Consider the following 26,334-nt stretch of genomic DNA (forward strand, 5'->3'; position numbering starts at 1 on the left):
CCCAAATAGAGTGCCCAAATAATATGAAACATAAAAAACACCTCCTATGTCTAAATTATTATTAATTTGACTTTTAAGAGGTGTTTTTCTTTATGAGCAAAAACAATTTTTTAGTAAGACACGATATAGTTTTTATTAGCCTATAATAACCTTCTCTTTTGGATAGTGATAATTGTCTTTATAAGTATATCCTCGTAATAAGAATAGGAAAGAGAAAATGCCAATACGACCCACAAACATAAGAAATATAATTACACATTTACCTGGAGTAGATAGTTCTGGTGTAATGCCCATGGATAATCCAGTCGTTCCGAAAGCTGATGACACTTCAAACATGATGGCCATTAATGGAAAATTTTCTATCTGAGTCAGAACAATAATGGCCAAAATACATAGCATGCCAGCTGTTGTAATGACAATAAATGATCTTATAATATCTTCAGTTTCGATTTCACGCCCAAATACTTTAATGGATTGGCGCCCTTTGGAAAAGTTATAAATTGTTAATAGCATAATAGCAAATGTTGTCGTTCTAATACCTCCACCAACACTACTAGGTGATGCCCCAATAAACATAAGAGCACACATCATAATTAATGTAGGGTTTGTGAATTCACTTACATCCATTGTAGACAGACCGCCATTCCGAGTCGTGACACTTTGAAACAGACTATAAAAAATTCGTTCATGCCAAGATTTATCAGCAAAAAACGTTCCATTATGTTCTAGCAATAAAATTAATACAAATCCCACTAATATTAATATAAAAAAAGTGAGTGTAGTTAATTTTGTAAATAAAGAAAAACTGTTTTTAGGATGTATCTCTCTACGCCCTTTCGAAATGAGATCCTGGACTTCTATTAATACAGGAAAACCAATTGCACCAAGGATTAGTAATAACATATTTACAAATTGAACGAAGTAGTCATTAGAAAATGGCTGGAGTGATGAACCGGTAATATCAAAACCAGCATTTGTCGTTGCACTGACTGCACCAAAAAAGCCTTGTAATATTGCTTCATACCACGTATCGAAGTATTGTAAGAAATAAGTACTAAGGATTATAGTGCCTACCAATTCAACGATTAATACGATCTTAAAGACTTTTAATAATAAATTGACTAATCCCCCTAGGGTTGCTCTATTTTGGTCAATTTGTATAAGCGCTCGCCCTTTTAATCCAATTTTTTTACCTAACAATACCCAGATTAAAGTGCCAAGTGTCATGATCCCAATGCCACCAAACTGTAATACGACCGCTAATGCAATACTACCTGCTGCATTAAACGTTTCTGCTGTAGAAACGACAGTAAGACCAGTGACACTCACAGCACTTACAGCTGTAAATAATAGATCAATAAACGTTAACTCCACACCTTCATTATGAAAAAAAGGAAAGCTTAATAATATTGTCGAAAACAAGACGGCCACAACATAGAAGAGAACAATTAATCTTATTGTTGATAACTGTGTTATTTTAAATATTTTTGAAAATATTTTCATAAATATTTCCCCCGTTTAGTCGGTGGCTTAAAATATTATATGGTAAGTAAATCACTGGTTTATATAAAAATCAATATTAAATTTGCTTTAAAATCTATTAATAGAGGGAAGTTTTCAACACATATTCCAACACATAAGAAGATGAAATTACTAATACATCAACGTTTAAAAATAATTATAAATTCCTTTGAAGAGCGTTTTGATAAAAATTGACGAGTGGAAAACAACCTCAATCCCTTGCAAACAAAGGGGTTGAGGTTATTTTTGTCTATAATCTACAATTGCATCAATTTTCCAATTACTTTAAGATTAAAACACATAAATTTGTTTCGTAGATTTTTTCTTAGGAGAGTGATTTATTATAAATAAAATAACTATGATGTCGATTTTCATCGCTTTTATTTTACTGTGTGTTAGTTGTTCTCCTAGTGAAGAAAACTTACACTATGAAGGAGTGACGGGATCAATTATTAATATCGATGATAATTCATTTTTGATACAAAGTAATAATGAAAAAGTGGATTTAACAATTACTAATGATACTGTCTTTGAGGGAAAAGATCGTAATGATTTTAAAAAAGGTGACAAAGTTAAAACTTGGTATAGTAATGAACCTCTTGATAGCAATCCATTACAGGTTGGAGCATCAAAAATAGAATTTATTGAATAAATATAAACAACCCCAATCCCTTGCAACAAAGGGATTGGGGTTGTTTTTGCACTAAATAAATGCAAGAAACAATATTAGACTCATATAGTATGGATAACGTCACATTTGTTGGGAGTGAGCCTGATCATGCTCAAATACAAAATACTATTAGGTTTATTATGTATAATTACAATAGTAAACGGTGTTTATACGTATCTCAATCCAGGTAGTAACTTTCTTTCTACACTAAACCCCATACTATTATTCTTAATAGCTATAGTTTTGTTAATAATTGGAAAGAAGTCGGATTAACCAAATATTGATTGATATAAATAACCAATATACATGAATATAAAAAAGCTAAGACTCATGAAGATATTTGAAATGATGCCTATTTTGCTTTTGCCTAAATATCCTAGAAAAATTCCAATGGGGTTAATAAAAAATGTGATGATCCAATAACCGTATGCCTCTTGGAGAATAATGTTAGGGAGCCATGCAGCTAGTCCAATTAGTATACAAAAAAATGAAAGATACCTACATATGGTTTTAACATTATTCAATAGACTTCGCCCCATTCCCTAAAAAAGTAATTGTATGAAAATTGTACCATAAGAGGTATGTTGAAAAATGCTTCTTATTAAAATCAGGCACCGATTAAATTCGGTGTCTTTTGCTTTAGCGCAGTTTTAGGTCAAATTTCTAATTTTGTAGTACAGAAAAACTATTTCCTTAATATTCCTTGACAAGAATATTCCTTAAATGGAATAATAAAAATAACATCATAGTACGACTGAAATTTAAATAAGGTGGAGGTGTTATGCTAACAAAACTCTTAAGTTTGGCGGTCGTATTCAAAATATTATGGTAGGAGCTGATTCAACATGAACGCACAGACATTTAGTGCATTGGCAGATTCTAATCGACTAGAAATCGTAGAGTTACTTCTTGATCAACCGTTATCAGTAGGGGAAATTACAGAGCAGCTTGACTTAAACCAACCTCAAACATCTAAACATTTACGTGTGTTGAGTGAAGCTGGATTAGTCGAGGTTCAGCCTGAAGCTAATCGCAGAATTTATAAATTAAAGGCAGAAACATTTCAGGAAATGGATAAGTGGCTCAACTCTTACCGCCGAATGTGGGAGGCAAAAATGGATCGATTGGATGATTATCTTGATGTATTACAAGGTAAGAAACCATTGAATTGATGATTAGAAAAAGTTATTTACTAAATCTAAATCAAGGGAGGAACTTAATATGTCTATTAATGAAATGAGTTCTAAAGTGGAGAATGACCAGGTGCTGATTCTTGAACGTGATTTTGATGCGCCGCGTGACCTCGTTTTTGAAATGTTTAAAAAGCCTGAACACCTTAAGCATTGGTGGGGACCTGCTGGCTGGGAACTTCCCGTTTGTAAAGTTGATTTTAGGCGGGGAGGTATTTGGCATTACTGTATGAAATGTGTAGACCCTAATCAAGGTGATTTTTATGGAATGGAAGCGTGGGGTAAAGCCATTTACAAAGATATCATCGAGCCTGAGATGATAGCATATACAGATTATTTTTCGGATGCTGAAGGTAACATAAATGAAGAATTACCACCTTCTGAGAATACATTAGAATTCGTCGATCTAGGTGGTCAAACAAAGCTCGTGAATCGTGCTGAGTTCAAATCTGCTGAAGATCTTAAAACAGTTATGGATATGGGCATGCTCGAAGGTATCACCGAAACTTGGGATCGCCTAGAAGACTATCTTAACAAGGTTCAGTAAGGTCTCAAGATTAATAAGGAGGAATTTAATGCATAATCAAAAAATTGTCCCGCATTTATGGTTTGATGATCAAGCAAATGAAGCGGCCGAGTTTTATACGTCTATTTTTCCTGACTCAGCCATTACAAATCTTTCGACTGTAAACGACACGCCGTCTGGAGATAGTGATATCGTGTCATTTAATCTAGCAGGATTTTCGTTTATGGCCATTAATGGAGGGCCACATTTTCAATTTAACCCTTCAATTTCCTTTTTCGTAAATTTCGATCCATCTAAGGATCCAAATGCGAAGGAAAACTTGGACTCACTATGGGATAATCTAGCGCAAGGTGGCGAACCACTTATGCCACTTCAAGAATATCCTTTCAGTAAACGCTATGGTTGGATCCAAGACAAATATGGTCTTACGTGGCAATTGATACTAAAGAGTGAAGAGGATGAAGAACAACCGTTTATCATGCCGTCGATGATGTTTGTTCAAGATATGGCTGGAAAGGCAGAGGAAGCAACTGATTATTATCTTTCTGTTTTTAACGACTCAGAGAGAGGGAGTTTGGCACGTTATCCTAGTGGTATGGAACCAGAACAAGAAGGAACGGTTATGTATACGGATTTTATGCTTGAGAATCAGTGGTTTGCGGCTATGGATAGTGCGCAGCAACATGATTTTAAGTTTAATGAAGCCATCTCACTATTGGTTAAATGTGAAAATCAAGACGAGATTGATTACTATTGGGATCGACTTTCTTCAGATCCAACGGCTGAACAATGTGGCTGGTTAAAAGACCCTTATGGTGTCTCATGGCAAGTCTGGCCCGAAGTGATGGGGGAAATGCTGTCGGAGGCTGAAGGCGAACAGAAGGAACGTCTGACCCAAACGTTTCTACAGATGAAGAAGTTTGATATACGTAAGCTGGAGGAGGCGTTTCGTGGTAAATAGTCTGTAATTGTATATTAAATATAAGTGTATGTTACATGAAAGAATTGAATAATATAAGTTATAATTAAAAGGAATGCTATCTCATCACAGCTCCGCATGCATGATAGTGAGCTGTTCACTCTCTTAGATGCTTAGTTTTTCTTACGACTACCTTGCTCCCTTAAGCAAGGTAGTTTTCTTTTGTCTGCGTTGATCATAAACATCAACGGTAAAACAAACTTCCTTTATAACAATCGTTATGTAATTAGACAATTGCGACATTTAACAAAACCCTTCATATTTATCCAATATTAACCGATACCTCCAATTAGGAGGGATATCATGTTAGACATTCAATTATTAAACAAACAATTCATTGCAGGAAAATGGATTGATGGACAAAGTAGTAAAACGTTAAAAGACCTGAACCCTTATAATGGTGAGCTCATAACAGAATTTAAAATGGCTTCGACTGATGATGTTGATCAAGCTTATCAAGCAGCTCAAGATGCGATGGAAGAATGGAATCAGATTAACGCATATAAACAGCGAGATATTCTTGAAAATGCGGTGAAGTACATAGAAGAGCACGAAGAGGATATCGCGAATATTATCATTGATGAATTAGGTGGGACTCGACTTAAGGCGGCTTTTGAGATCGGTCTTGTTAAAAATATGATTAAAGAAGCGGCAACGTTTCCGTTAAAGAAAGAGGGCAAGATTTTACCATCTGTTGAGGATGGAAAAGAAAATCGGTTATATCGTTTACCGGCAGGGGTTGTCGGTGTTATTAGTCCGTTTAACTTTCCGTTTTTCTTATCGATTAAATCGATTGCTCCGGCTCTTGGTGCAGGAAATGGTGTTGTACTTAAAGCGCATGAGGAAACGCCAATTGTTGGTGGGACGTTGATTGCTAAGATTTTTGAAGAAGCAGGCGTTCCAAAAGGGCTCTTTAACGTCATTGTGACGGACATCAAAGAAATTGGGGATTCGTTTGTCGAGCATACGATTCCGAGAATTATTTCATTTACTGGTTCAACAGCCGTTGGTCGACACATTGCTCAGGTAGCAGCTAAAAACTTTAAAAAGCCATTGCTTGAATTAGGTGGCAACAGTGCCTTTATCGTGTTAGATGACGCCGATATTGATTATGCGGTGAATGCAGCGGCGTTCAGTCGTTTTACGCACCAAGGACAAATTTGTATGTCGGCGAACCGGGTCATGGTTCATGAGTCGATCTATGATGAGTTTGTAAGTAAGTTTAAAGAAAAAATTGCATCACTTAAAACGGGTGACCCTCGCGATCCGGATACGGTAATTGGTCCGGTTGTTAATGAAGGGGCTGCTCAGAACCTTGAGAGATTAATAGAAAAAGGTATTGAGCAAGGCGCAACAGCAGTTCTAAAAGGTAATATTTCTGGAAACATGGTGGAGCCAACGATTTTAGCTGATGTGACGACAGATATGGATGTAGCTCAAGAGGAAATGTTTGGTCCAGTTGTTGGTGTTATGAAGTTTAAGACAGATGAGGAAGCGATTCAAATCGCCAATGATGCTCAATTTGGTTTAAGTGGTGCGGTCCATACGGCTGATGGTGAGCGTGGCGTACAGCTAGCTAAACAAGTTCAAACGGGGATGATTCATGTCAATGACATTACGATTAATGATGAACCGATTGTTGCTTTCGGTGGCGAAAAACAGTCCGGCATTGGTCGTTTAAATGGTGAGTGGAGTTTAGAAGAATTTACGACGTTAAAATGGATTTCGATCAATCATGGTCAGCGTCAATTACCATACTAATAATAATGGAGGGATATGATGACTGAACAAACACCTCAAGTTGAAACACAATCAGATATTTTAAATGCATTTATTAAAGTAGCACCTATGCTTAATCGATTAATTAATGATGATATTACAGTTGGAATCTATGATACTGAGAAATTAATCATTAATATTCCTGGTGAGACGTTTTCATTAAATGTTAAACCAGGGGACCCACTAGTAGAAGGGGATATTATTACCAAGGCAATTAGAAATAATGAACAAAAGTCAGAAATTGTGCCGAAAGAGTTATTTGGATTTCCGTTAATCGCAAGGGCGCTTCCTGTAAAAGATGAGACAGGGACAATCGTTGGCGGTGTTGGAATTGGTACAAGTTTAGAAAAAGCAAATAAACTTAATGAAGTAGCTGAAAGCCTTTCAGCGGTTGTTGAAGAAACAGCGGCATCCGTTCAAGAAGTTACAGGTTCTATTACAGAATTAGCGAACCATGTGACGGAAGTCTCTTCTCAGGTAAAAGAAGTTAATCAAAGTACAGAGGAAATAGGTGAGGTTTCATCGGTTGTAAAAGGTATTTCTGATCAAAGTAACTTACTAGGGTTAAACGCATCAATTGAAGCTGCTCGAGCAGGTGATGCTGGAAAAGGTTTTGGAGTTGTTGCTGAAGAGATTCGGAAATTATCGACTAATTCTAAAGACAATGTGGACAAAATCGATGAAGCAACAAATAGAATTCAAGGTTTAATCCAGCAACTTGATGAATCGTTCACAGGCATTCATGAAATGACGGACAATCAAGCGGCTGCAATTGAAGAAATATCATCTACCATTCAAGAAATTAGTACAAACGCACAGGATTTAGCTGAACTAGCTGAAGAACAACTTAAAAAAGAGTAGTAATAAAAACGGCACCCGACCAATGCTGGGTGCCGTATTTTTATCTATTCATTTTTCTTACTTAATTTGTTTTCAAGTTTTCCGAGTTGTGTTTTAGCAAATTCACGGCCGCCAATACCAAATGAGATGGCGAATGCGATCATAAGACCACCTAGAATGAGTAGGAAGCCGATGTTGACGATTGTTTTTGCGAATTGTAGTTGGTCTAGGGTCATGAATACAGCAAATACAATCACAACATATTTGACGATTTCGGCTGAGAATGGACTGTTCGTATATTTCGAGATCCAATTACTTAGTAGGTTAGCTAAGAATAGTCCACCACCAAGAATGAGTAGGGCACTTACTAAGAACGGTAGATATCCGATTAGCGCGTCTCCAATAGTGTTAAGCACTTCAAGTTCTAGAACGTTTAAGGCTTCAACTGTAAAGAATAGAATGATTAATGTTTTGACAACCGTTCCGAGTAATTGAGCTAGATCTACGTTTGGTTTATCTTCATTGTTTAAGCCAAATGATTCATAGATATTATTAATACCTGTACCTTGTAGAAGGTTTGTTAATAAGTTGCCTAGTAGTTTTGCTAGATAGTAACCAACAATTAATAGAACGATCGCTACGAAGATATTTGGAATCATGGTTAAGACATCATTTAAGACAGCTTGAATCGGTTCAGAGATCGTTCTGATTTCTAACGCTTCAAGTGCCATCGTGATGACTGGAATTAGAATGATGATATAAATGATATTGGCTAGAACAGTGGATAGTGTTGTTTGAACGTCATCTCCGCCTGTGTTATTTGGACTGACTTTGTTGAACCAGTCATCTAGGTTTAGGCTTCTGAAAAACTTTTCGAAAAGGTCTTTGATGAGTTTAGCAATGAAGATTCCAATCACTAATATGATAGATGCGGCTATGAGGTTAGGGATAAATCCGAGAAGTTTATCCATCATATTGGAGATTGGTTCGGAGACCGATCTCATATTTAGAGCGTCTAAAATCGCTGGTAAGAATAAAATGAATACAAGGAAATAAATCACTTTACCAAGGCTTTCTAAGATGCTTTTACCTTGATTTTCATCTTCAACGACAGGTGTTTTACCTAATCCTTTGTGTAATCCAATTTTGACAAAGAGTTTTTGGACAATGTTTTTGGATACAACTGCAACAATCCAAGCTAATAATAGAAGTAGTAAAGCTGTAATGACATTCGGAATGGCTTGGATTAAATCGTTCAGCATATTCTGGAATGATGTGGCTAAATCGTTCATTTAATCCTCTCCTTTTTTGTATGGTATATTTTTTATATAACCTAATATCACGATCTAAAACATTTAAGAAGGTGTATTTATATGTCAGCTAACCAAGTCCACTTTTATACAAAACCTGAATGCAAACTATGTGACGAAGCCAAAGCAATGCTCGAGACGTATCAATTGATGTATGAATTTGAAGTCATAGAGCATAATATCGAAGAGAATAATCAATTACATGAGCAGTATTTTTTGAAAATTCCAGTTGTGAATATTGGTGAAGTAGAACTTGATGCAACAGAGCTTAATATGGCGACATTAGATGATGTTTTATCCGAGAAGTTTAAGGCATAAATTGTTTGCCAAAGTACAATCGGTTTGCTATTCTAATGATAGAATATTTTTTTGATCTACGCGGGACATTTTTTGACTAACTGAAGGACATTTTTTGACCATTAAAAGAAGGTGATCGTTATTTGAATAAACTTTATCAGTTTCAAAAAATGCTTGTCCCTGATCTGTTAGATGTGATCGACAGGCGTTATCATGTGTTAAAAACGATTCACTTATATGAGCCAATCGGCCGCAGAATGTTGGCTGACCGTTTGAATAAAACGGAACGCCAAATGCGGAGTGAGATTGAGTTTTTAGTCGAACAAGAATTAGTATCGGTCACCACTAAAGGGATGTGGGTGAGTGATGAAGGCAAGCAACTTGTCGGAGCTTATCCTGAAGTCATGCGTGATATTTCTGACATTGATAACTTAGAAGTGAAGTTGAATCAAACACTTCCAGTTAAAAAAGTCAAAGTTGTCCCAGGCGATGCGGATCAAGACGAAGATGTAAAGCAACTGTTAGGTCAGGCAGCTGCGCATGAAATGAATCAGTTGGTACAAGATGATTCCATTGTGACGGTAACAGGCGGTTCAACGATGGCTGCTGTTGCTAGTCAGTTGCACCCGATTGACCGCATTCGTCCTTTGTTTGTCCCAGCACGGGGTGGACTAGGAGATATGCACGAATATCAAGCCAGTTCAATTTGCGTGCAGATGGCGAAGCAAATGAATGGTAGCTACAGACTACTTTACGTGCCGGATACGGTCGGTAAAGAAGTTTACGCGAAAATGATGGAAGAGCCAGCGGTTAAAGATGTCATTTCGTTAATTGAGAAAGCCAATATGGTGATTCACGGCATTGGTGATGCGCTTAAAATGGCGAATCGCCGGAAAGCAAGTGCTGAGCAGATGGACATTTTAAAAGAAAATTCAGCAGTTGGCGAAGCTTTTGGTTATTACTTTGACCAGAACGGGAAAACTATACACCAGTTGAACTCAATCGGAATGACGAAAGAGCATTTAACCGATGATAAGAACGTAATAACGGTTGCTGGTGGTACATCGAAATGTAAGGCAATTTCGGCTTTCTTCAAATGGGGGCGCAGTGATGTGCTCATTATTGATGAAGCCATTGCTCGATACTTATTAACTCAACAATAATTTTAGGAGGTATTCATAATGGCAGTAAAAGTAGGAATTAACGGTTTTGGACGTATTGGACGTCGTGTGTTCCGTGCAGCTTTAAAAAATGATGACGTAGAGGTTGTAGCGGTTAACGACTTAACAGATGCTGACATGTTAGCGCATCTATTAAAGTATGACACGGTTCATGGTGAATTAGATGTAGACGTTGAAGCGAAAGGTGACGCTATCTCAGTTGATGGAAAAGAAGTCAAAGTGTTATCTGAACGCGACCCAGCGAATTTACCTTGGGGCGACTTAGGTGTTGAGGTTGTTATCGAATCAACGGGTCTATTCCGTAAGCGTGAAGAAGCTAATAAACACATTGAAGCAGGAGCGAAGAAAGTTATCATCTCAGCACCTGCACCTGATGAAGACTTAACGGTTGTAATGGGTGTTAACGAAGATAAATATGACAAAGATAGTCATGACATCGTATCAAACGCATCTTGCACAACGAACTGCTTAGCTCCAGTAGCAAAAGTACTAAGCGACAAGTTTGGGCTTAAGCGTGGCATCATGACAACAGTTCACTCATTTACTAATGATCAGCAAATTTTAGATCTACCACATAAAGACTACCGTCGTGCGCGTGCAGCTTCTGAGAATATCATCCCAACGACAACTGGTGCAGCAGAAGCGGTTGCAAAAGTGTTACCTGAAGTGAATGGTAAGTTAACAGGAATGGCGATGCGTGTTCCAACGCCAAACGTATCATTGGTAGACTTAGTGGCTGAATTAGATCAAAACGTAACAGCTGAAGAGTTAAACCAAGCACTTAAAGAATCAGCTGAAAATGAATTAAAAGGTATTATGGACTATAGCGACCTTCCATTAGTATCAAGTGACTATAACGGAAGCCCATACTCTTCTATTGTTGATGGCGAATCTACGCTTGTAATTGAAGATAATATGGTAAAAGTCATTGCATGGTATGATAACGAATCTGGTTACTCAAACCGTTGCGTAGACCTAGCAGCTTACATGGCTAAGCAAGGTTTATAAGTTTATTCGAATGATTGGTTGAATAATGGTAAAATATAGGGAGGGACATTCAGTTGTTCCTCCCTATTTTCTAGAATTTTGTCGATGTAAGTAAGAACTGCTATATTAGTTACATAAAGACTAATGGAGGTAATTTTTTTATGCGTAAGATGACGGTAAAAGATATCGAATTAAAAGGTAAGCGTGTTTTTTGTCGCGTGGATTTTAACGTGCCAATTTCAAAAGGTGAAATTTCTGATGATACGCGTATTCAAGCAGCGCTTCCGACGATTCAGTATTTAGTGGACCAAGGCGCGCGTGTTGTATTGGCAAGTCACTTAGGTCGCCCAGGTGGCGAAGTGGTTGATGAACTAAGATTAGATCCTGTGGCGCAACATTTAAGCAATTTACTCGATCAGCCTGTACTGAAGGCAGACGACGTGTATAGTGATGAGGTCGTTAGTAACGTGAATAGTTTAGAGAACGGCCAAGTGTTACTACTAGAAAATGTCCGTTTCCATCCAGGTGAGAAGAAAAATGATGAAGAGTTAGCGAAGCAATTTGCATCACTTGCTGATGTTTATGTCAATGATGCTTTTGGCGCAGCTCACCGTGCGCATGCGTCGACTGAAGGTGTGGCACATCACTTACCAGCTGTGTCTGGACTTTTATTAGAAAAAGAATTACGTGTACTAGGTGAAGCCTTAGAAAATCCGGATCGTCCATTTACAGCGATTATTGGTGGGGCGAAGGTTAAGGATAAGATCGGTGTAATCGACCATTTACTTGACCGAGTGGACCATCTATTAATCGGCGGTGGCTTGTCTTATACGTTTATTAAGGCATTAGGTTACGAAATCGGACAGTCGCTTCTTGAGGAAGATAAAATTGATATGGCGAAGGGTTTTATTGAACAAGCGAAGGAAAAAGGCGTATCGCTTCATTTACCGATTGATTGCGTAGTCGCAGATGACTTTTCACGTGAAGCGAATACGAAAGTGGTTCCAATTGAAGAAATCCCTTCTGATTGGGAAGCACTTGACGTAGGACCTAAAACGGTTGAGAAGTTTGATGAGATTATTCAAGATTCGAAGCTCGTAATGTGGAATGGACCAATGGGTGTGTTTGAATACGAAGCGTTCTCTAATGGTACCAAAGGTGTGGCAGCAAGTTTAGCTCGTACGGAAGGTTACACTGTAATTGGCGGTGGTGACTCCGCATCAGCCGTTGAGAAGTTCGGATATGCCAATCAAATGGATCACATTTCAACAGGCGGCGGTGCATCATTAGAGTTTATGGAAGGTAAAGTGTTACCAGGTGTTGCAGCATTAAAAGATCATGAAGATGAGGTGAAATAATGCGAAAACCAATTATTGCAGGAAACTGGAAAATGAATAAATTAGTCGCAGAAGGGGCGCGATTTGTCGTCGATATTCGCGAAAAAGTTCCTTCGGGTGACGAGGTAGATACAGTGGTGTGCGCACCATTTGTTCATCTTCCGTTTTTAACCGAAGCGGCAAGGGAGTATCATGTTCAAATTGGCGCACAAAATATGCATTATGAAGAAAGCGGTGCTTTTACTGGCGAAGTAAGCCCGCAAATGCTTGAAGATCTATTAGTCGATTATGTCATTATTGGTCACTCTGAGCGTCGTCAGTATTACAATGAGACGGATGAGACGGTTAATAAGAAGACGCTTGCGGCGTTTGAAAATAATTTAAACCCGATTGTTTGTGTTGGTGAAACGTTAGAACAGCGTGATAATAACGAGACGATGAGTTTTGTTGAAGGGCAAGTCAGACAAGCGCTAGACGGTTTAACTGAAGAGCAAGCGAAGCAAGTTGTCATTGCTTATGAACCGATCTGGGCAATTGGTACTGGTCGTACAGCGACAAGTGAGCAAGCAAATGAGGTTTGTGCACATATTCGAAAGGTCGTTAAAGATCAATTTGGCGAAGACGTTTCGGAAGCTGTTCGTATTCAGTATGGCGGAAGCGTTAAGCCAGCAAATATTGAAGAACTACTAGGCATGTCAGATATTGACGGAGCACTTGTTGGTGGTGCGAGTCTTAAGGAAGAAGATTTCTTAAAATTAGTGGAGGCTGGTCAGAATGCCCGCTAATCCAATGGCAGCTCTGATCATCTTAGACGGATACGCTTTACGCGACGAAGAATACGGCAATGCGGTGAAGCAAGCCAACACGCCGAATTTTGACCGCTATTGGAACAAGTTCCCGCATTCAACATTAAAGGCGTTTGGCGAAGCGGTCGGCCTTCCAGAAGGTCAAATGGGCAACTCCGAAGTCGGCCATTTAAACATCGGCGCAGGTCGTGTCGTATATCAAAACTTAACACGTATTAATTTATCGATTAGAAATCGCGAGTTTCATCAAAATCTAGCGTTTGCAAATGCTTCATCGCATGCGAAAGGTCATGATGGTGCGCTTCACATCTTTGGACTTTTATCAGACGGTGGCGTGCACAGTCATATCGATCATATTTTTGCTTTGCTTGAAATGGCGAAGGAGCAGGACGTTGACGAAGTTTATGTTCATGCGTTTTTAGATGGACGCGATGTTGGTCCAAAAACGGCGACGACTTATTTAAAGCAGTTAAATGAGAAAATGTCCGAGCTAGGCGTTGGAAAATTGGCGACGGTTTCTGGCCGCTATTACGCCATGGACCGTGACAATCGTTGGGAGCGCGTGGAAAAAGCGTTTCGCGCGATTCGAAAAGGCGAGGGTTCAATAGCTGAAGACGCTGTTCAAGCCGTTGAACAATCATACGAACAAGACGTCGTTGATGAGTTTGTTGAGCCGTTTGTCATGACTGAAAATGGCGATTCTGTCGCTCAAGTGCATAATGGCGACGCCGTTATATTTGCCAACTTCAGACCTGATCGCGCACTTCAGTTAACTGATGTATTAACGAACAATCGATTAGATGTTTTTCAAGGACAGTATGAGGACATTCGTGATCTTTATATGGTGACGATGACGCAATATAGTGACGAGCTTGATGTCGACGTGGCTTACCCACCTGAAATGCCAAAAAATACGATTGGTGATGTCGTTGCAAATGAAGGTTTAACTCAGGTACGTATTGCTGAGACCGAAAAATACCCGCATGTGACATATTTCATGAATGGTGGTTTAGATCAGGAGTTTGACGGCGAAGACCGAATTTTAATTGATTCGCCGAAAGTTGCAACGTATGATTTAAAGCCTGAAATGAGCGCGTACGAAGTGACTGATGCCTTACTAGATAAGTTAGAAAATGACACGCCGAATCTCGTTATTTTAAACTTTGCTAATCCAGATATGGTCGGGCACTCAGGTAGACTTGAGCCGACGATTCAAGCAGTCGAAGCGGTTGACGAATGCTTAGGAAAAGTCGTGGATAAAATTCATGGCTTAGGCGGCCATGCGGTTATTACAGCCGATCACGGTAATGCTGACCAAGTCATGAACGATGACGGAAGCCCAATGACTGCACATACGACGAACCCTGTTCCAGTGATAGTGACGAAAGAAGGCGTCGAGATTCGAGACGGCGGAATTTTAGGCGACTTATCACCGACTGTGTTAGAGTTGTTAGGGATTAAACAGCCTGAAGATATGACAGGCGAGTCTTTAATTAAAAGATAACTCCAAACCTGCTGGTAAATTTGAAAAACTTGCGGGTAAATCTTGAAAACCTGCTGATAAAATTTAAATCCTGCCGATAAATCTCGAAAACCTGCTGGTAAAGTCAGAAAACTTGCCGATAAGTTTGAAAATTTTAACGTAATATTTCAAGAACTTGCCGTAAAATCGGAAAAACAGGCCGTAATTATTAAAAAACTTACCGAAACAAAGGCCTAGAAAATTATAAAGGAGCGTTTTAAACATGCCATTTATTGTTGATGTTTATGCTAGAGAAGTGTTGGATTCACGAGGTAATCCAACAGTAGAAGTTGAAGTATCCACCGAGTCTGGAGCATTCGGAACAGCTTTAGTGCCGAGTGGGGCTTCAACAGGTGAATATGAAGCGGTTGAGCTTCGTGATGGCGACAAAGATCGTTACTTAGGAAAAGGCGTTGAAACAGCGGTTAAAAACGTCAATGAAATCATTGCGCCTGAAATTGTAGGTTTTAGCGTAACGGACCAAGTTTTAGTGGACCAACAACTAATTGCGATTGATGGAACTGAGAATAAAGGTAACCTAGGCGCTAACGCCATCTTAGGCGTATCAATGGCTACTGCTCATGCAGCGGCTGACTATCTTGGCGTCCCGCTTTATCAATACCTAGGTGGTTTCAATGCCACACAGCTTCCTGCACCAATGATGAACATTCTTAACGGTGGCGAGCATGCGGATAATAACGTAGACATTCAAGAGTTTATGATTATGCCGGTTGGCGCACCAACATTCAAACAGGCGTTACGCCAAGGTGCTGAAATCTTCCACGCGCTTAAGAACGTTCTGAAAGATAAAGGCTACAACACGGCTGTAGGTGATGAAGGTGGTTTTGCGCCAAACTTAAAATCGAACGAAGAAGCGCTTGAGACGATCGTGACAGCGATTGAAACAGCAGGCTATAAGCCAGGTACAGAAGTGAAACTAGCAATGGACGTCGCTGCTTCTGAAATTTATGATAACGGCAAGTACAACCTTAAAGGCGAAGGCGTAACCCGTACAGCTGAAGAAATGGTTGATTGGTACGAGTCGTTAGTCGATAAATTCCCGATTGTTTCAATTGAAGACGGTCTAGATGAAAATGACTGGGACGGCTTTAAGCTATTAACCGATCGCATTGGCGACCGTGTGCAGCTTGTCGGTGACGACTTGTTTGTAACCAACACTAAAAAGCTTTATGAAGGTATTGAAAAAGGCATCGGCAACTCAATCCTCGTTAAAGTTAACCAAATTGGTACATTAACTGAAACGTTCCAAGCGATTGAAATGGCGAAAAAAGCTGGATATACAGCAGTCATCTCTCACCGTTCAGGTGAAACGGAAGATGCGACGATCGCAGATATTGCTGTTGCAACAAATGCTGGTCAAATTAAAACAGGTGCGCCATCCCGTACGGATCGCGTAGCAAAATATAACCAGCTCTTACGCATTGAAGATTATTTAGGAACTGCTGCAACATACGCAGGCACATCAGCTTTTTATAACATAAAATAAACCTTTACCATCCCCATCAATTCCCAGATGGGGATGATTTTAACATCCGTGTAATGGTCAAACGTGTGCTAAACTAGAATAGCTCGTCTATTATTATATAAAGTATCCATTTAATCAAAAGGGGAGGGATCTTTTTGAAGAATCTAACAAAATGGATTTTAATATCGCTTTTATTAGGTATTATTGTAGGTTTAGGCATGAACTTCTTAATGCCAAATGTATTCGATTCAGTAGACTACTATTTCTTTTCACCACTAGGGGATATATTTTTACGTTTAATTCAAATGATGGTTGTCCCTATCGTCTTTATCTCAATAGTATTAGGTACAGCTAGTATCGGCGATCCGAAAAAGTTAGGGCGTATCGGAGGAAAAACAATCGCCTTTTTCTTATTATCAACTGCGGTAGCGATTACAATTGCGATGACACTAGCGTTTATCGTTAAACCAGGTTCACCTGGACTCATGGATGAAAGCGCTGCAAATTACGAAGCTTCAGAATCACCATCTGTTGTGGATACGTTGGTAAATATCATCCCAACGAATCCAATCGCCGCTATGACAAATGGTGAAATGCTACAGATCATATTCTTTGCTATTTTCATAGGTTTTGGTTTAACGATCTTATCGAAGAAAACTGATCGCATTTATCGTTTATTTGAACAGGCTAATGAGTTAGTTATGTATTTAGTTATGGTTGTTATGTACACTGCTCCATTTGGTGCATTTGGTCTAATCGCATCAGCTGTTGGTGGGGCTGGAATGGAAGCGATTAAATCGATGGCTGCTTACTTCTTAGTGGTTTTTGTAGCACTAATTATTCATGCCATCGTCACTTACGGTTCCGTTATTAAATTTGTTGCTAAGAAAAGTCCGATATGGTTCTTAAAGAACTTCTCGCCAGCGATGAGTGTCGCATTTGGTACAGCAAGTAGTGGAGCTACTTTACCGGTTAGTATGAAAACTGCTCAAGAAAACTTAGGCGTTCGAAAATCAGTCAGTAGTTTCGTTCAGCCTCTAGGCGCAACGATTAATATGGACGGAACTGCGATCATGCAAGGCGTTGCAACTGTATTCATCGCTCAAGTTTATGCAGTTGATTTAAGTTTCACTCAATTATTAACCGTACTTCTGATTGCTATATTAGCATCCGTCGGTACAGCAGGTGTACCAGGGGTGGGTCTAATTATGTTAGCAATGGTTTTAGATCAAGTTGGACTACCGCCAGAAGCGATCGGCCTTATTTTAGGTGTAGACCGCTTACTCGATATGATGCGTACAGCAGTTAACATTACAGGTGATGCGACTTGTGCCTTATTCGTATCTGAAACTGAGAAAGATTTAGAAGAGAAAAATCCAACTGAAGAACAAGCATCATAATGTTAAGGGGGCTCGCATGGGCTCCCTTTTTATTTTTATAGAAAGCCTTTTGAGCACTAAATTATGTGTTTTGAGGAGAAAGAACATCTTTTTGAGCACTAATTGGATCTATTTGAGCAGTAATTACGTCATTTGAGCACTAATCGCACTTATTTGAGCACTAAGCAAAAGGAGTGAGACTTTCGTCGATTGATTACTTCAAGGCACTACAGAATAATCCCTATAAATATTATCTTGCAACTTAGGCTATGAGTATGCTACATTTATATTATGGAATTGTCCGTATGAACTAGGAGGTCAATGAGTATGTATACATTTTTAGTGACGCTATTATTTATTGTAACAATCGGATTAATAACTGTTGTTTTACTACAAGCTGGTAAAAGCGCTGGCCTATCTGGTGCAATCTCAGGTGGCGCAGAGCAATTATTTGGTAAACAAAAAGCAAGAGGAATCGATGGCGTATTGCACCGTCTCACAATTGTGTTTGGTGTATTATTTATGGTCATCACTTTCCTTTTAGGTTATATTGTTTAAGACAAAATAAATGATTAGGTTAAACAGTAAGTGTCATGCTTACTGTTTTTTTATGGAAACATGCATTGGTAATGATTAGCAATCCATTAAATAGGGAAAATTAGAAGAAGTGAGTTGCGGGAGGAGATCAAGATGGAAATTAAACTACCAGAACCATTTACATTTGAAAAAGGGAATCGAGCTGTCTTATTACTACATGGATTTACAGGCCATACAGCAGATGTTCGAATGCTAGGGCGATTTTTAGAGAAAAAAGGCTACACATCACACGCGCCGATTTATGAAGGTCATGGTGCACCGCCAGAGGATTTAGTTAAATCAACAGCTAATGATTGGTGGCAGGATGTGTTAGATGGATATGATCATTTAAAAAATTCAGGTTATGACGAAATTGCTGTTGCAGGATTATCATTAGGAGGTGTACTCGCTCTTAAATTAGCTTACAACAAACCAGTAAAAGCCGTAATTCCGATTTGCACACCTATGTATTTTGATAATGTTGAGGAATTGACGCAAGGTTTTAAGCAATTTGCGAAAGAATATAAGCAGTTAGAAAAGAAAGAAGACGACCAAATCCAGAATGAAATAGAGGAATTAATGAAAGATTCCGATGAGACGTTTGAAACGCTCAGTCATTTGATCCAGGAAGTGCATGACAATGTTGATACCATTTACGCTCCGGCGTACGTACTTCAGGCAGAAGAAGATGACATGATTAATAAAGATAGTGCCAATTATATTTATGAAAATATTGAATCAGACGAAAAAGATATTAAGTGGTACGAAGGTGCACCACACGTGATTACATTAAGTGATTACAAAGATCAGGTGCACGAAGACGTCTATCAATTTTTAGAAGGGCTGGATTGGTCAGAATAGAAATGAGGTGACAATATGGAAGGATTGAAACAACAGTTGATGACGTATTTTGAAGAAGAGGTTCAAAGACCGATGAAAGTCTCGGACCTTCAAGAAGAAATGGATCTTCACGATGGTGATCAACTAAAAACATTAATGAATTCATTAAATGAACTAGAAGAAGAGGGAAAGCTCGTACGAAATCGTAAAAACCGCTACGGCTTACCGGAAAAAATGAACCTAATCCGTGGCCGTATTCAAATGCACTCTAAAGGATTTGCATTTTTAATCCCGGATGATGAAGACCGATCTGATATCTACATTCATCAGTCCGATTTAATGACAGCGATGAATGGTGATACAGTACTCGTTCGCGTTGAATCGGATTCAGTCGCAGGGAACCGCCCAGAAGGTGTTGTCGTAAGAATCGTAGAACGCAATAACGCGCCAATTGTCGGGACGTATCAGGATAATGGTCGTTTTGGCTTTGTGATTGCTGATGATAAGCGAATCCCGAATGATATTTTTATCCGAGAAGGTAATTCCGGCGGTGCCATTGACGGACATAAAGTTATTGTCAAAATTACTGTATACCCTGAAGGACGAAAAAGTGCAGAAGGGGAAGTCGTTGATATTTTAGGTCACAAAAATGACCCTGGCATTGAGATCTTATCGATTTTACACAAGCATGGGATCAATTCGGATTTCGACCCGGAAACGATCGAACATGCGAACTCAGTGCCGGATGAGATTTCAGAAGACGAAATCCCGAACCGCCGTGATTTACGAGACAAAATGATCGTGACTATCGACGGTGCTGACGCCAAAGACTTAGACGATGCCGTTCGTGTTGAAAAAATGGACAACGGCAACTACTTATTAGGCGTTTATATTGCCGATGTTTCGTACTATGTAACCCAAGGCTCACCAATTGATAAGGAAGCATTTGAAAGAAGTACAAGTACTTATTTAACCGACCGTGTCGTACCGATGATTCCGCACCGACTGTCTAATGGTATTTGTTCCTTAAACCCACAAGTTGATCGTTTAACGTTAGGCTGTGAGATGGAAATCGATTCAAACGGCGATATCGTTAATCATGAAATTTTCCAATCTGTCATTAAAACGAATGAGCGCATGACGTATGTTGACGTTAACGGCATTCTAAGTGGTGAGGAAGCTTTAAGAGACCGCTACGAATCACTTGTGCCGATGTTTGAAAACATGCAGGAACTTGCTCAGGTTTTGAGAAATAAACGTATGGCGCGTGGTGCGATTGATTTTGACTTTAAGGAAGCAGAAATTTTAGTCGATGATCAAGGCGAGCCGACCGATGTAGTCCTTCGTGAACGTGGCGAAGCTGAACGAATCATTGAAGACTTTATGTTAGCCGCGAACGAAACAATTGCTGAGCATTTCCATTGGATGGACGTGCCGTTTATTCACCGAATTCACGAAGACCCAGATCCTGGCAAACTTCAAACATTCTTTGAATTCGTTGCTAACTTAGGTTATACAATTAAAGGCTCGATGGATGACATTCATCCAAAAGCCTTGCAAGGTGTGTTAGAAGAAATACGCGGCAGTAGAGAGGACTTAGTTGTCTCTAAACTGATGCTAAGATCCATGCAACAAGCCCGCTATGCGCCTGAGAGTGTCGGACACTTTGGGCTTGCGACGGATTTCTACACACATTTTACATCACCAATTCGTCGTTACCCAGATTTAATTGTCCATCGCTTAATACGCACGTATTTAATTGAGGGCAATATAGGAAAAGACACGCAAGATCATTGGAGTCAAAAACTCCCAGACATCGCTCGTCACACATCCGAAATGGAACGACGTGCGGTGGATGCTGAGCGCGAGACCGATGACCTTAAGAAAGCTCAATTTATGAGTCATAAAATTGGTGAAGAGTTTGATGGTATCGTTAGCTCAATCACGAACTTCGGTATGTTTGTTGAACTTCCGAATACGATTGAAGGCTTAGTGCACGTCAGTACGCTAACCGACGATTATTACCATTACGATGACCGCCACCAAGTGATGATCGGTGAGCGGACAGGTAATATTTATCGAATTGGCGATGCCGTTCGTGTACAAGTCGTCAGCACCAACGTTGAAGAACGTGCCGTTGATTTTGAAATTGTCAGCGCAGATGAAGACGATGAGGTTGTTGAGGAGCCTAAGGTTATTAAGGCAAAGAAACTCAATAAACGACCACGTAAAAACAAATAAAAAAACAGCCACAGTTGATCGCTGTGGCTGTTTTATGGTTTACTTCCATTTTCCGTGTAATATCCAAGGGTCTTGAATTTGAAAGGCGTCATCGACTGCTTTTTCGCGGGTCGTATCCGTTAAGTCAGTGCGAATATGAACATCTTCACCGTACTCTTTTTTGAAGAGTTCATGCGTTTCAAAGATGGTTTCCCATAAGCCTGGCTGTTCAAACAGGTCATCCCATAAATAGACGACATGCGCATAGTTATACTTTTTCTGGTCGTAATAGATGATTAGCACGCGGTCGTTTTCTGGGTTTTTAAAGAAATACCAGTCCTTAATCTCATCATCCTTAAACAACTTAGAAGAGGCAGGGAAAGGATAGTAAGCTTGATATGGAAAAATTAACTCAGAATCCTGTTCAAATTTAGAAGTCCACTCACGCTTCTCATCTAAAGAGGTAATTGGAGTCCAAGGCTCACCTTTTTCGTAGTTTAACAGCCTAGGTTTAACCAAGGTGGACGCGTGAAATGTTATTAACTGAGGTAAGTCCGATTTTTCCATCACTCTTAAGGCTGAGTAGTTATGGAGCTGCGTGTTGGCTCCAACCCACTTAATCTCTGGGACTTGATTAAGTTCTTTTATTATATGTTTGAATAATTGAGTGGCATAACCATTCCCAGAATAACGAATGTCACTTCTTAAACGGCCAAGCATCGCATATTGTTCAGCAAATATCGTATAACCCGCAATGGATACGAGTTGACTTTCAACAAATAAACCGTATACTTTATGTTCATCATTCGTCATGAGTCGCTCCCAGATCCGAATGATATAGTCATCTTCAATACCCGTTTCCATTTGCGTCAAAAGATCATAATCATCCATGGTTAACGGGCGAATTTGAACGGTGTCAATCATGTCGTGAACCCCCTTAAATTCTTATCTAATTACATATAGTGCCACAAAAATGAAATCATTGTCTATTAAAACGTTAAATAGGATTTTGACAGTTTGCTTTACGCCTTGTATTTGGTAAAATATCGTTATGCAGTGAGGAGGAAGAGAAATGGCGAAAAAAAGTTCTGATGCCATTGCAACAAACCGAAAAGCTAGACATGACTTTTTTATAGAAGAAACGTTTGAAGCGGGAATTGTGCTAAAAGGTACAGAGATTAAATCGATTCGCGCTGGAAGAGTGAACTTAAAGGACGCCTTCGCTCGGATCTCAAAAGGGGAAGCTTATGTTCATAACTTGCATATCTCACCTTATGAGCAAGGCAACCAATTTAACCACGAACCAACACGAGCAAGAAAACTTTTACTTCATAAAAAAGAAATTAATAAGCTAATTGGTCAAACACAGCAAAAAGGCTACTCCTTAGTCCCACTCAAAATTTATATTAAAAACGGTGTGGCTAAGTTATTGATTGGATTAGGTAAAGGTAAGAAGAAATATGACAAACGTGAAGACTTAAAACAAAAGGCCATGAAACGCGATGTCGAACGCGCTTTAAAGGATAACTACTAAGCAAGTATTTCCATTTTCAATTGTATGAGTGCGTGTTATAATAAGTATACAAACGAATAAAGTTTGATTTTATCCGGGGACGTTCCGGATTCGACAGGGATAGGTCGAGCTTAAGTAGCGAGCCGAGGTGACGACTCGTTAAACGTCATACAGTTAATAATAACTGGCAAACAAAACGATTTCGCTGTAGCTGCGTAAGCAGATTCTACAGGATCCTTCCTGCCATCGCCCGTGTGGCAGCCTGAAGGGTCTCAAACGAAGCGGGCTACGCTAAAGGCCACCGTCTGAGGTCTTTAGAAGAGAATAATCAGACTAGTCACTCGGAAGCCTGTCGGTAGGCTGAAGGGTCGGCGAATGACAATATACCGAATACGCTCGTAGAAGCTTAAGTGCCGATATCCTTGGACGCGGGTTCGACTCCCGCCGTCTCCATAATTTTGCATTAAAACTAAAATGCAAATGTGTGACTTAAGGCATAAGTTTGCAGTAATTGCAAACTTATGCTTTAAAAAACTCTCTACAATTTTATGCTTGAAATAATGAACTGTAAACATTAAATAGCGTTTACAGTTTTTTTGTTTTATACAAATGTAAATTAATTTATTAATAACTTCATTATAAAACAATGAACTAAAAAATGGATAATTATGTTACGATTTAAGAAAGAATTTTAAGAGTTTGTGAAGAAATGTACTTAAATTAACGGGGCAGGTTAGTTGAACAAGAAAAAGCGTAATTTGTAGTGGGAGGTGTAGGTCATAAAAAAATTCTATGTTCCAATTTTACTTGTGTTTCTCCTAAGTTTTATGGGAGGAAGTTACTTTATCTTACGGCTTAGTAATATTAGCAACATTACAGTAATTTTATTAACGTTAACCCTAATGATTCTCCCTCCAATGAGTGTCTATTGGTTATTGATACGTCCAAAGTCAATGCCGAAATTATTTGTTTATCTTTCAATTATTGTATGTTTGGGAGCATCCCATTTAATAATCCCTTCTTCGCAAAAGGGATTATTTAATCAGATTTTGATTTGGCTTATACCTGTCTTGGAAGTTAGTATCGTAATTGTAGTAGTGTATAGTGTTATAAAAAGCATAATCCGCTATAAGAGAAACAATAAAAGTAAAGAAAACGATTTTCTTGAAATAACTAGAATAACGCTTGAACCTAAATTGGGCAACGGTTTTGTTTTAGAAGCAATTTTAACAGAACTAAGCGTTTTCTATTATTCAATAGTAGGATGGTTCAGAAAACCAACCGTGATTGAAAATGGAAAAGTCTATTCATATCATAAGACTTCGCAGATAAAGACTATTGTAATCGTATTCTCAATCTTAATTATATTGGAAGGAATATTATTTCATTTTCTTATCCAGTTATGGAGTGAAGTTGCTGCGTGGATTTTTACAATAATAAATATCTATGCATTGCTTTATATGATAGGACTGTATAATTCTGTACGATTTTTGCCTCATAACTTTTATGGAGATAAACTCATTATTCGCTTTGGATACCAGAGCAGTATTGAATTAGATATTACAAATATAGAAAGTATCAAAACCGCAAGAGAACAAGGTGGCATTTGGGAAAATAAATCTAAAGAAACGTATTACGCATTGTTGAATATGGATACTCCACAGTATGAAATCTTTTTAAAAGAACCTGTTTTAATGATAAGTTCGTATGGAAGAAAAAAATATGTTAAAACGATTGTATTTAGGACTGACGAACCAAAAAAAATGGTTGAGGAGATAAATTTTAATATAAACTCTTTAAGTGGATAAAAAGATAATTGTTCAATTAACTGGGGCAATAGCTTAAGAAGGCGATCATTATGTTGGTCGTCTATTTATTTTATCTGATAAAATGTTGGAATATTATGTTAACATTATTTTAGAAAGGTCTTGAGCTAAATAGGAAGTATAGTGGAGTAAGCTTCAATGTATTTTTGAGACCCATAAAAGGTATTATTCGTAACGTAAAATAGAGGTGATAAATTGTATTTTTCGTCAAAAAAAGACTCATGGATGACAATTATAGTTTGGTTGTTTGCATTTCTTTTTATTGTGCCACCTATTTTCTCTCCAGACTTTGGAGTTTGGATGACCCCTGAGTTCCTGGACCAACATTGGATCAAAATAGTTTTTTTATGTCCAATAGGATTTTGTTTACTATGGATATGGTTTAAGACTGGATATACAATCCAAAACAATTTTATCAAAATACAATACGGACCTTTTAAAAAGGAAATAAAGATTGATGAAATTCACAGTATTAGGGAGACCAAGAATCCATTTACAGCTCCCTCGCTTTCAATGTACCGAATTGAAATAAATTACGGAAAATATAATACAATACAAATCTCTCCTAAAAACATAGATGAATTTATATACGAGTTAGAAAAGAGAAATTCCAATATTCAAATTAAAAAAATTTAACCTTTAAATGGATAAAAAGCAATATTCAAGTAAAAAGGCAAGAATTGAAGAGAGAAGTTTGACTCTTGTTCAGGAGAAAGGTACATAATGAGATAATTGTTTTCGAATTATAAAAATTTGAAAGGGGTTTTAAAAATGAGTGAGAAATTATTGAGGGTTGGAACTACTTATATTCCAGTAACTAATGTAGAACTTTCATCTGAATGGTATGTAAATAAATTAGGTGCGGAGTTAAGTTATATAGATGAAGACAAAGCGATTTTAAATCTTGCTAACCAAAGTATTTTTTTAGTTAAGTCAAATGAAAATCAAAGTTCTAATTTTATTGATATTTATGGTCAAGAACGTTTTTCTTTAACTTTTGAAGTTAATGGGTTAAATGCTCTAGAAGCAGTACATAAGGAATTTATAGAAAAAGAGATAAGAGTTGGAGATATTGAAAACAGAGGACACTCTGGCAGGAATTTTGTTTTTTACGATTTAGATGATAATAAATTTGATGTATGGAGTGAACTTAGTCCAATTTTCAAAGAAAAATATTTAATCTGAACAATAATCAAAAACTATTACTTATTGTGCTAACGGGGGCAATAGTTGAAGAAGGAATTCTAGCGTTGATCAACTAAAGGGGCAATTAGTAGAGAAGTAAAATAAAAAGGGGAAATAAAATGAAAAGTACATTTTTAAAAAATATTACTGAGTCATATAACAAGAAGGCAGTTGAAAGAAATACATCTAATATACCCGACTGGAAGGTTAAACAAAGAGAGAATTTTTTGAATCTGATACATAATGAAAGTTATAGTAGTTTATTGGAGATTGGAGCAGGAACAGGGAAAGATAGTCTTTATTTCAAAGAGCAAGGATTAAATACATTCAGTACCGATATTTCATCTGAAATGATTAAGTTGTG

At 38.3% G+C, this 26,334-nt stretch carries 24 protein-coding genes, 1 other RNA gene and 1 pseudogene; 23 read left to right on the plus strand and 3 right to left on the minus strand.

What is annotated here, in order from left to right; all coding sequences use genetic code 11:
• Window positions 1-135: 135 nt before the first annotated feature.
• Window positions 136-1,503, minus strand: a complete 1,368-nt coding sequence (locus EDC24_RS08000) for a TrkH family potassium uptake protein (RefSeq protein WP_124221425.1) — start codon at window positions 1,501-1,503, stop codon at window positions 136-138.
• A 379-nt stretch (window positions 1,504-1,882) separates the two neighbouring features.
• Here EDC24_RS08000 and EDC24_RS08005 point away from each other — a divergent pair, with 379 nt between their 5' ends.
• From EDC24_RS08005 to EDC24_RS08035, 6 genes are all read left to right on the plus strand, one after another.
• Window positions 1,883-2,173, plus strand: a complete 291-nt coding sequence (locus EDC24_RS08005; protein ID WP_170158512.1) for a DUF3221 domain-containing protein — start codon at window positions 1,883-1,885, stop codon at window positions 2,171-2,173.
• Between the two features lie 863 nt (window positions 2,174-3,036).
• Window positions 3,037-3,363: an ArsR/SmtB family transcription factor gene (locus EDC24_RS08015; protein ID WP_124221429.1), complete on the plus strand. Its 327-nt coding sequence runs from the start codon at window positions 3,037-3,039 to the stop codon at window positions 3,361-3,363.
• Window positions 3,364-3,412: 49 nt separating this feature from the next.
• Window positions 3,413-3,928, plus strand: coding sequence for an SRPBCC domain-containing protein (locus tag EDC24_RS08020; RefSeq protein ID WP_124221431.1), 516 nt, complete (start codon window positions 3,413-3,415; stop codon window positions 3,926-3,928).
• A 28-nt stretch (window positions 3,929-3,956) separates the two neighbouring features.
• Window positions 3,957-4,868 carry a VOC family protein gene (locus tag EDC24_RS08025; protein WP_124221433.1) on the plus strand — a complete coding sequence of 304 codons (912 nt, stop codon included), beginning with the start codon at window positions 3,957-3,959 and terminating at the stop codon, window positions 4,866-4,868.
• A gap of 321 nt (window positions 4,869-5,189) precedes the next feature.
• Window positions 5,190-6,647: an aldehyde dehydrogenase family protein gene (locus EDC24_RS08030; protein WP_124221435.1), complete on the plus strand. Its 1,458-nt coding sequence runs from the start codon at window positions 5,190-5,192 to the stop codon at window positions 6,645-6,647.
• A gap of 18 nt (window positions 6,648-6,665) precedes the next feature.
• A complete protein-coding gene (locus tag EDC24_RS08035; protein ID WP_124221437.1) occupies window positions 6,666-7,526 on the plus strand; it encodes a methyl-accepting chemotaxis protein in 861 nt (286 codons plus the stop codon).
• A 44-nt stretch (window positions 7,527-7,570) separates the two neighbouring features.
• On the opposite strand, the gene EDC24_RS08040 is transcribed toward EDC24_RS08035, so the two are convergent.
• Window positions 7,571-8,797 carry a mechanosensitive ion channel gene (locus tag EDC24_RS08040; protein ID WP_124221439.1) on the minus strand — a complete coding sequence of 409 codons (1,227 nt, stop codon included), beginning with the start codon at window positions 8,795-8,797 and terminating at the stop codon, window positions 7,571-7,573.
• A gap of 81 nt (window positions 8,798-8,878) precedes the next feature.
• Here EDC24_RS08040 and EDC24_RS08045 point away from each other — a divergent pair, with 81 nt between their 5' ends.
• The 11 genes from EDC24_RS08045 (at window position 8,879) to rnr (ending at window position 21,467) form a co-directional block, all read left to right on the plus strand.
• Window positions 8,879-9,133: a glutaredoxin family protein gene (locus tag EDC24_RS08045; protein ID WP_124221441.1), complete on the plus strand. Its 255-nt coding sequence runs from the start codon at window positions 8,879-8,881 to the stop codon at window positions 9,131-9,133.
• A gap of 122 nt (window positions 9,134-9,255) precedes the next feature.
• Complete coding sequence (locus tag EDC24_RS08050; RefSeq protein ID WP_124221443.1) at window positions 9,256-10,275, plus strand: sugar-binding transcriptional regulator; 1,020 nt, start codon at window positions 9,256-9,258, stop codon at window positions 10,273-10,275.
• An 18-nt stretch (window positions 10,276-10,293) separates the two neighbouring features.
• On the plus strand, window positions 10,294-11,301 hold the full coding sequence (gap, locus tag EDC24_RS08055; RefSeq protein WP_124221445.1) for a type I glyceraldehyde-3-phosphate dehydrogenase: 1,008 nt from the start codon (window positions 10,294-10,296) through the stop codon (window positions 11,299-11,301).
• 140 nt (window positions 11,302-11,441) lie between these two features.
• A complete protein-coding gene (locus EDC24_RS08060; RefSeq protein ID WP_124221447.1) occupies window positions 11,442-12,638 on the plus strand; it encodes a phosphoglycerate kinase in 1,197 nt (398 codons plus the stop codon).
• Window positions 12,638-13,402 (plus strand): triose-phosphate isomerase, encoded by a 765-nt coding sequence (gene tpiA / locus EDC24_RS08065; RefSeq protein ID WP_124221449.1) that lies wholly within the window; start codon window positions 12,638-12,640, stop codon window positions 13,400-13,402. Before EDC24_RS08060 ends, tpiA begins: the two co-directional genes overlap by 1 nt.
• The gene (gpmI, locus tag EDC24_RS08070; protein ID WP_124221451.1) at window positions 13,392-14,927 is read left to right on the plus strand and encodes a 2,3-bisphosphoglycerate-independent phosphoglycerate mutase; all 1,536 of its coding nucleotides are present in this window, start codon (window positions 13,392-13,394) and stop codon (window positions 14,925-14,927) included. The genes tpiA and gpmI overlap by 11 nt, the downstream gene beginning before the upstream one ends.
• 241 nt (window positions 14,928-15,168) lie before the next feature.
• Window positions 15,169-16,452: a phosphopyruvate hydratase gene (gene eno, locus EDC24_RS08075; protein WP_124221453.1), complete on the plus strand. Its 1,284-nt coding sequence runs from the start codon at window positions 15,169-15,171 to the stop codon at window positions 16,450-16,452.
• A gap of 134 nt (window positions 16,453-16,586) precedes the next feature.
• Window positions 16,587-17,831: a dicarboxylate/amino acid:cation symporter gene (locus tag EDC24_RS08080; RefSeq protein WP_281274507.1), complete on the plus strand. Its 1,245-nt coding sequence runs from the start codon at window positions 16,587-16,589 to the stop codon at window positions 17,829-17,831.
• 306 nt (window positions 17,832-18,137) lie between these two features.
• Window positions 18,138-18,368: a preprotein translocase subunit SecG gene (gene secG, locus EDC24_RS08085; RefSeq protein ID WP_124221457.1), complete on the plus strand. Its 231-nt coding sequence runs from the start codon at window positions 18,138-18,140 to the stop codon at window positions 18,366-18,368.
• 132 nt (window positions 18,369-18,500) lie between these two features.
• Window positions 18,501-19,247 carry an alpha/beta hydrolase gene (locus EDC24_RS08090; protein WP_124221459.1) on the plus strand — a complete coding sequence of 249 codons (747 nt, stop codon included), beginning with the start codon at window positions 18,501-18,503 and terminating at the stop codon, window positions 19,245-19,247.
• 15 nt (window positions 19,248-19,262) lie between these two features.
• Window positions 19,263-21,467, plus strand: coding sequence for a ribonuclease R (rnr, locus tag EDC24_RS08095; RefSeq protein ID WP_124221461.1), 2,205 nt, complete (start codon window positions 19,263-19,265; stop codon window positions 21,465-21,467).
• 39 nt (window positions 21,468-21,506) lie between these two features.
• Here the strand turns inward: rnr and EDC24_RS08100 are convergent, their stop codons facing one another.
• Window positions 21,507-22,370, minus strand: coding sequence for a GNAT family N-acetyltransferase (locus EDC24_RS08100; protein ID WP_124221463.1), 864 nt, complete (start codon window positions 22,368-22,370; stop codon window positions 21,507-21,509).
• A 148-nt stretch (window positions 22,371-22,518) separates the two neighbouring features.
• Between EDC24_RS08100 and smpB the strand changes: the two genes are divergently transcribed.
• From smpB to EDC24_RS08130, 6 genes and pseudogenes are all read left to right on the plus strand, one after another.
• Window positions 22,519-22,980, plus strand: a complete 462-nt coding sequence (gene smpB, locus EDC24_RS08105) for an SsrA-binding protein SmpB (protein ID WP_124221465.1) — start codon at window positions 22,519-22,521, stop codon at window positions 22,978-22,980.
• 75 nt (window positions 22,981-23,055) lie between these two features.
• Window positions 23,056-23,415, plus strand: a transfer-messenger RNA (tmRNA) gene (gene ssrA / locus EDC24_RS08110).
• Window positions 23,416-24,029: 614 nt separating this feature from the next.
• On the plus strand, window positions 24,030-24,767 hold the full coding sequence (locus EDC24_RS08115; RefSeq protein ID WP_245998030.1) for a hypothetical protein: 738 nt from the start codon (window positions 24,030-24,032) through the stop codon (window positions 24,765-24,767).
• Window positions 24,768-25,010: 243 nt separating this feature from the next.
• Window positions 25,011-25,421 (plus strand): PH domain-containing protein, encoded by a 411-nt coding sequence (locus tag EDC24_RS08120; protein WP_245998033.1) that lies wholly within the window; start codon window positions 25,011-25,013, stop codon window positions 25,419-25,421.
• Between the two features lie 135 nt (window positions 25,422-25,556).
• Window positions 25,557-25,970, plus strand: a complete 414-nt coding sequence (locus EDC24_RS08125) for a VOC family protein (RefSeq protein WP_124221471.1) — start codon at window positions 25,557-25,559, stop codon at window positions 25,968-25,970.
• A gap of 119 nt (window positions 25,971-26,089) precedes the next feature.
• Window positions 26,090-26,334, plus strand: a pseudogene (locus EDC24_RS08130) (class I SAM-dependent methyltransferase); the annotation flags it as partial.

This window comes from Aquisalibacillus elongatus (assembly GCF_003843875.1).
Taxonomy (GTDB): domain Bacteria; phylum Bacillota; class Bacilli; order Bacillales; family Alkalibacillaceae; genus Aquisalibacillus; species Aquisalibacillus elongatus.

Excerpts from the sequence above, each read along its gene's own strand:
- EDC24_RS08015 (WP_124221429.1), top strand. The coding sequence starts at position 3,037 with ATGAACGCACAGACATTTAGTGCATTGGCAGATTCTAATCGACTAGAA.
- EDC24_RS08000 (WP_124221425.1), bottom strand. The coding sequence starts at position 1,503 with ATGAAAATATTTTCAAAAATATTTAAAATAACACAGTTATCAACAATA.
- tpiA (WP_124221449.1), top strand. The coding sequence starts at position 12,638 with ATGCGAAAACCAATTATTGCAGGAAACTGGAAAATGAATAAATTAGTC.
- EDC24_RS08025 (WP_124221433.1), top strand. The coding sequence starts at position 3,957 with ATGCATAATCAAAAAATTGTCCCGCATTTATGGTTTGATGATCAAGCA.
- gpmI (WP_124221451.1), top strand. The coding sequence starts at position 13,392 with ATGCCCGCTAATCCAATGGCAGCTCTGATCATCTTAGACGGATACGCT.
- secG (WP_124221457.1), top strand. The coding sequence starts at position 18,138 with ATGTATACATTTTTAGTGACGCTATTATTTATTGTAACAATCGGATTA.
- EDC24_RS08035 (WP_124221437.1), top strand. The coding sequence starts at position 6,666 with ATGACTGAACAAACACCTCAAGTTGAAACACAATCAGATATTTTAAAT.
- eno (WP_124221453.1), top strand. The coding sequence starts at position 15,169 with ATGCCATTTATTGTTGATGTTTATGCTAGAGAAGTGTTGGATTCACGA.
- EDC24_RS08120 (WP_245998033.1), top strand. The coding sequence starts at position 25,011 with ATGACAATTATAGTTTGGTTGTTTGCATTTCTTTTTATTGTGCCACCT.
- EDC24_RS08045 (WP_124221441.1), top strand. The coding sequence starts at position 8,879 with ATGTCAGCTAACCAAGTCCACTTTTATACAAAACCTGAATGCAAACTA.
- rnr (WP_124221461.1), top strand. The coding sequence starts at position 19,263 with ATGGAAGGATTGAAACAACAGTTGATGACGTATTTTGAAGAAGAGGTT.
- EDC24_RS08005 (WP_170158512.1), top strand. The coding sequence starts at position 1,883 with ATGTCGATTTTCATCGCTTTTATTTTACTGTGTGTTAGTTGTTCTCCT.
- EDC24_RS08125 (WP_124221471.1), top strand. The coding sequence starts at position 25,557 with ATGAGTGAGAAATTATTGAGGGTTGGAACTACTTATATTCCAGTAACT.
- EDC24_RS08020 (WP_124221431.1), top strand. The coding sequence starts at position 3,413 with ATGTCTATTAATGAAATGAGTTCTAAAGTGGAGAATGACCAGGTGCTG.
- EDC24_RS08090 (WP_124221459.1), top strand. The coding sequence starts at position 18,501 with ATGGAAATTAAACTACCAGAACCATTTACATTTGAAAAAGGGAATCGA.
- EDC24_RS08060 (WP_124221447.1), top strand. The coding sequence starts at position 11,442 with ATGCGTAAGATGACGGTAAAAGATATCGAATTAAAAGGTAAGCGTGTT.
- EDC24_RS08040 (WP_124221439.1), bottom strand. The coding sequence starts at position 8,797 with ATGAACGATTTAGCCACATCATTCCAGAATATGCTGAACGATTTAATC.
- EDC24_RS08100 (WP_124221463.1), bottom strand. The coding sequence starts at position 22,370 with ATGATTGACACCGTTCAAATTCGCCCGTTAACCATGGATGATTATGAT.
- smpB (WP_124221465.1), top strand. The coding sequence starts at position 22,519 with ATGGCGAAAAAAAGTTCTGATGCCATTGCAACAAACCGAAAAGCTAGA.
- gap (WP_124221445.1), top strand. The coding sequence starts at position 10,294 with ATGGCAGTAAAAGTAGGAATTAACGGTTTTGGACGTATTGGACGTCGT.
- EDC24_RS08030 (WP_124221435.1), top strand. The coding sequence starts at position 5,190 with ATGTTAGACATTCAATTATTAAACAAACAATTCATTGCAGGAAAATGG.